Annotated in this window: 3 protein-coding genes; all 3 read left to right on the top strand. The window is 62.6% G+C overall.

From position 1 onward, the window contains the following. On the top strand, positions 1-3856 hold a 3856-nt coding region (locus ACL02S_RS23930), incomplete at its 5' end, for an SDR family NAD(P)-dependent oxidoreductase (RefSeq protein WP_412804754.1). 72 nt (positions 3857-3928) lie between these two features. After that, the gene (locus tag ACL02S_RS23925; RefSeq protein ID WP_412804753.1) at positions 3929-4732 is read left to right on the top strand and encodes an SDR family oxidoreductase; all 804 of its coding nucleotides are present in this window, start codon (positions 3929-3931) and stop codon (positions 4730-4732) included. Between the two features lie 249 nt (positions 4733-4981). Then, positions 4982-5422 (top strand): beta-ketoacyl synthase N-terminal-like domain-containing protein (locus ACL02S_RS23920; protein WP_412804752.1); only part of this gene is annotated, 441 nt, incomplete at its 3' end.

Genomic DNA, 5422 nt, shown 5'->3' with positions numbered 1-5422 from the left:
CAGACTGTTCACCGACCTACCCACCCCCACCCCACACCTCGACCTCCCCACCTACCCCTGGCAAAAAACCCACCTCCGCACCGAGTATTCGCTCGAACGGATCCGCCGCCACGGCACACCCGACAGCTATGCCACACTCGGCGACCAAGACCCCGACGACAGCCTGCGCTGGCAGATAGAGTTGAGTACCGCCGCGTTGCCGTGGCTGGCCGATCACGTGGTCGGCGGCACCCGACTGCTACCAGGAGCCGGATACCTGGACGCGGCCCTGAGCGCCGCACTGACACACACCGAGTCCACCCAGGCCGGGGTGGCAGATGTCCGGTTCGTAGCACCCCTGGCCATCGAAGACGGGCAAATGCCGCTGATGCGTTTGGAGCTGGAGAAAGCGACCCGCTGCTTCACCATCCGCTCCCGAGAGCTGAACGGCTCAGTGTGGACGGTCAACGCCACCGGTCGACTGATCGAAGGCACCTACGACCAGATCAAAGCCGAAATCCCACCCACCGACACCATGACCGAAATCGCCCCGGACGACTTCTACACCACCCTGGCCGCAGCCGGACTCGAATACGGCCCGACATTCCAGCGCGTCACCTCGATCCTGGTCTCCGACACCGACGTAGTAGCCACCCTCGACAACACCCACACCGACGAAGGCCGCTACGCCGCACACCCCACGGTCGTCGACGCCGCCTTCCAAAGCGTGGCCGCCCTGATCGCAGCCACCAACATCCAACCGGACGGAGCTCGAGTCCCGGTCGCCGTCGACAAAATACGACTACGCGCACCACTTTCCGACACCATCACCGCGATAGCGCGACTCGCCCCTGACGGCAACAGCGCCGATATCGACCTGCTCGACGCCGAACACAACATCTGCATGCAGATCATCGGCTTACAATTCGGGTCCATCGCACCACGACCAGCCCCGATGCAACGCATGATCGACTTCTTCTACGAAGAAGTCTGGGAAATGCGCGATCCCATCGACCCCGCCACTCTGCCCGCCACCGCGGATCTGGCCACCCTGATCGTGGTAATGGACACCGCAGCAACCCCGGCTGCCGAACGCATCCTGCGCCTGACCACCCCTGACTCCGCAGGCACCGACCTATTCATTGTGGGCGACCCCAACCGCGACGACCTCGAAACCGCCCTTACCGAACAACTACGCACCACCCATACCCGCGACGGCGCCGAACGCCTGCACCTGGTCGTGGTCGCGGGCCCCGGCTACGGCGAAGTGGACGCCCTGTGGACACTGCGCCGCATCGCGGTAGCCACCGAAGAATTCCTCGACACCTGGCAGCAAGAACACGGCGTCGAAACCGAAATTCTCGGCGATGATACCTTTTATGCCTCGCTGATCACCGAAAACGCCTGCACCCACCCGGAATCCGCCATTGCCCCGAACCCAGGACAAACCGCACTGGCAGGTGCCCGCCGGGTAATAGTCAATGAGCAGCCCAAGTTGCGGTGGCGGCTGATCGACCTCGACGACCACGTCACCGACGCCACACTCACCACGGAGCTGACGATTCCCGGCGCATTCACCTATGACCACGCCGATGAGGTGTTCCTGCACGACGGGTCCCGATGGGTCACCGTCGCGCAACCCACCCTGCAGGATCGCCTCGACGCCCTCGACGAACCCGCGCCGCTGACCGACCCGGAAGCCAACTTCCGGCTGGAGCTGCCCAAGACCAAAACCTTCTCCCGGCTGGGTTGGCGGCAATGCGAACGACGCGCCCCCGGCCCCGGCGAAGTCGAAGTGAAGATGACCGCGTTCGGCCTCAATTACAAAGACGCGATGAAGGTCATGGGCGTACTCGGCGAACGCGAACTCGCAGGCACCTACTACGGCACCGAACCGGGGATGGAAGGAGTCGGCGTAGTAACCCGCGTCGGCGAAGGCGTCACCGAACCACAGGTCGGCGACCAGGTCTCCGTCCTGTGCCAGAGCATGATCCGCCGCTACAACACCCTCGACGCAGATCGGACGTTCAGCTTCCCCGACGATATCGAGCCCGGATGGATCAGCAATATCTCCTCGTTCCTGTCCGCAGTATACGCGCTGGAGGAACTCGCCAGGGTGCGGCCGGGGGAAACAGTGCTGGTACACGGCGCCGCCGGTGGGGTCGGCTCGGCAGCGATACAAATCGCCAAAGCACACGGCGCCCGCGTGATCGGAGCCGCGAGCACCGACGAACGCCGCGCCTACGTCATCGAACAAGGCGCCGACCACGTCGTCAACTCCCGCTCCCTCGACTTCGTCGACGAAGTCCTCGCCCTCACCGACGGCGAAGGCGCTGATGTGGTGATCAACTCAGCGCCCGGCGAAATCCTGGTACAGAATTTCGACGTGGCCGCGGAATTCGGGCGCATCGTCGAACTCGGCAAAGCCGATATCTACTTCGGCGGCGCACTCGAACTACGACACTTCGACAAGAACATCGCCTACTTCTCGCTCGACCTCGACCGGTTGCTGGCGCGACAGCGCAAGGCTTTCACCGCAAGAACCATCGAGACCTTCCAGCGGTTCCTCGCGGACAAGAACAGATACCGACCATTGCCCTACCAGCTGTACGGTACTGCAAATATCGCACAGGCCTTCGAGGAAGTCGCGCGCTCGACCCAGATCGGCCGGGTGGTACTCGACATGACCGAGGACGCACCCCTGGTACGCCCACCACTACCGGAAATCATCATCGATGCCGACGCGCAGTACCTGATCACCGGCGGATTCGGCGGATTCGGTATGGCCATCGGCCGCTGGCTGGTCGACAAAGGCGCCCGCCACCTGACCCTGCTCGGTCGCAGGGGCGCCACCACCGACGAAGCCCGCGACCAACTCACCGCATGGGAACATCAAGGCATCGACGTAGTCACCGAAACCGTCGACGTGACCGACGCCGACGCGATCGCCACGGTGATCGCCCGCGCCGACACCCCTGAACACCCGTTGAAGGGCATCTTCCACACCGCGGGTGTCCTCGACGACAAACGCATCATCGACATGGACCGACCCGGACTGGACAAGGTCTACCGAACCAAAGTCCACGGGGCATACGCACTAAGGGATGGCGTGGTAGCGACCGGAGCACGCTTGGACCAGTTCGTCCTGTTCTCCTCCGGCACCGCCCTCTTCGGCAGTCTCGGCCAATACTCCTACGTAGCAGCAAATCTCGCGTTGGAAATGTATGCGCAGATGCTGGCCCAGCAAGGGGTTCCCGCACTGGCAGCCGGCTGGGGCCACATGAGCGGCGGGGGTATGGCTGCCGATGAGGGTATCGCCCGCTATCTGCACAATGTGGGCTTCGAAACCATGGACATGAACGACGGACCGCCGTACCTGGAACAAATACTCCGGCTCGGCATACCCCGGTGCACTCCCTGCCCGACCAACTGGTCTCGCATCAAGAGCCTCGGATACCAATTAGTGCTGACCGGCAGGCTGGAAGGCATGATCGCGGCCGAGGCACAGCACGCTTCGGCTGCCGCCCGGTTGCGGGCCGAGCTCGCCGCCCTCGACGAAACCCAACGCGCGAACGTAGTCGCACATATGCTCGCCGAACAGCTGGCGGCCGTGATGGGGGTATCGGCCGAAACGATCGACCTGACCGTACCGGTACCCGAACTGGGTCTCGACTCGCTCATGGCGGTCGAATTCGGCGCGATAATCAACCAAAGCCTGGATGTCGATCTGGCATCCTTGAAGCTCGGGCGGTCGTTCAGTCTGGAACAGGCAGGCGCCACCATGGCCGAGGCGATCATCGCGAATGCCGATTCGACAAGCCAGCCGGTTACGCCGGTCGACATCCCGGCAGCAACGACGGTGGAGGTTCCTGCATAATCCGATCGATACTCGATCCGGCACCCAAGCTACGGATATCGTTGACTCGACGGTATCGAAAGGAGCTTTCGGATGTCCCGTATCGCCGTGGTTACCGGAGCTTCGTCCGGAATCGGGAAGGCCACAGCCGCACTGCTCGCCGAGCACGGCTATCAGGTGATCGGAACCAGCAGGAATCCCGATACGATACCCGCTGACGCCAGAGTGGCCGGAGTCGAGTACCGGGCGCTGGATCTGACCGACAAAGCTTCGATCGACAGCTTCCGCACCGGGCTCGACCGAGTCGACGTACTGGTCAACAATGCGGGCGAAAGCCAGGCCGGGCCACTGACCGACCTGCCCGATACGGCGATCGATCGACTGTTCCAGCTGAATGTGCTCGGTCCGATCGCCCTGACCCGCGCACTCCTGCCCGGTATGCGGGAGCGTGGGTACGGGCGAGTGGTAATGGTGGGTTCGATGCTCGCGAGCTTCCCCATGCCCTACCGCTCCTCCTACGCCGCCACCAAAGCGGCACTACGCAATTTCGCGACCGCCGCACGCTTCGAAGAATCCCCCTTCGGGGTCTGGCTCACCACGGTCGAACCCGGCCAGACCAACACCGGCCTATGGGAACGACGAACCAGATACCTCACCGAAAACTCTGTCCACACCACCGATTTCACTACCTTCATGGAAATACTCGACGCGAAACAGACCAAAGGCATCGCCCCGGAGAAAGTCGCCGCCCTCATCCGCACCGCGATCGAAGCCGACCGACCCCGCTCCCTCTACGCCATCGGCAACAACGCCCCCCTCATGTTCACCGCCCGCAGACTACTCCCCCGCACGATCATGGAACGCCTGATCGCCCGCACCCACGGCATTTCCCGCTGACATATCCCCGTCAACACAGTCGGAAAATAACGAAAAGATCGCGAAATATTCCGCCGAAACCCTTTTCGAGATATCCACTGCAACAATTCGACACATTGAAATACCTGCCACACATGGTAAGTTTCCCAGCAGCGCCAGGTAGCGAACGAACCCTTCCTGGATTGTCCGGATAGATACCCGTTTTCCGAAGTCCGCCGCCAGGTGTACATGCGCGGACACGGTAGTCATGTGTCGGCCCAGGAGTTCAACGTGTCTGATATTGCTATTATCGGTATCGGCTGCCACTACGCCGGTGGCATCGAATCCCCGGAAACCTTCTGGGATCTCGTAGTCGACAAACGCGACGGAGTACGAGACATCCCCTCCGAACGCTGGGACTGGCGGCGCTTCTACGACACCGACAAACGCACCCCAGGACACATGTACGTCAAACGAGCAGCGTTCCTGCACAGCGATCCGTGGGCGTTCGATCCGGACTTCTTCGGTATCTCGCCCCGCGAAGCTGCGGAGATGGACCCCCAACAGCGGCTGGTGCTGCACACCGCGTGGGAGGCCTTCGACGACGCCGGGATCGCGGGCCGGATCTCCGGCTCCTCGCTCGGGGTGTACATGGGTGCGTTCACGATCGACCAGATGGGCCTCATGTCTTCCGCGGATTCGGTGCAATACATCGATATGCATACCGCCGCG

The sequence above is a fragment of the Nocardia spongicola genome (assembly GCF_047200775.1).
Classification (GTDB): domain Bacteria; phylum Actinomycetota; class Actinomycetes; order Mycobacteriales; family Mycobacteriaceae; genus Nocardia.
The sequence above is the reverse complement of the archived record's forward strand: the minus strand, read 5'-3'. Positions and strand labels throughout refer to the sequence as shown.

What these genes read in the sequence shown, in the direction of transcription:
- ACL02S_RS23925 (WP_412804753.1), top strand. Translation starts at nt 3,929, where the DNA reads ATGTCCCGTATCGCCGTGGTTACCGGAGCTTCGTCCGGAATCGGGAAG.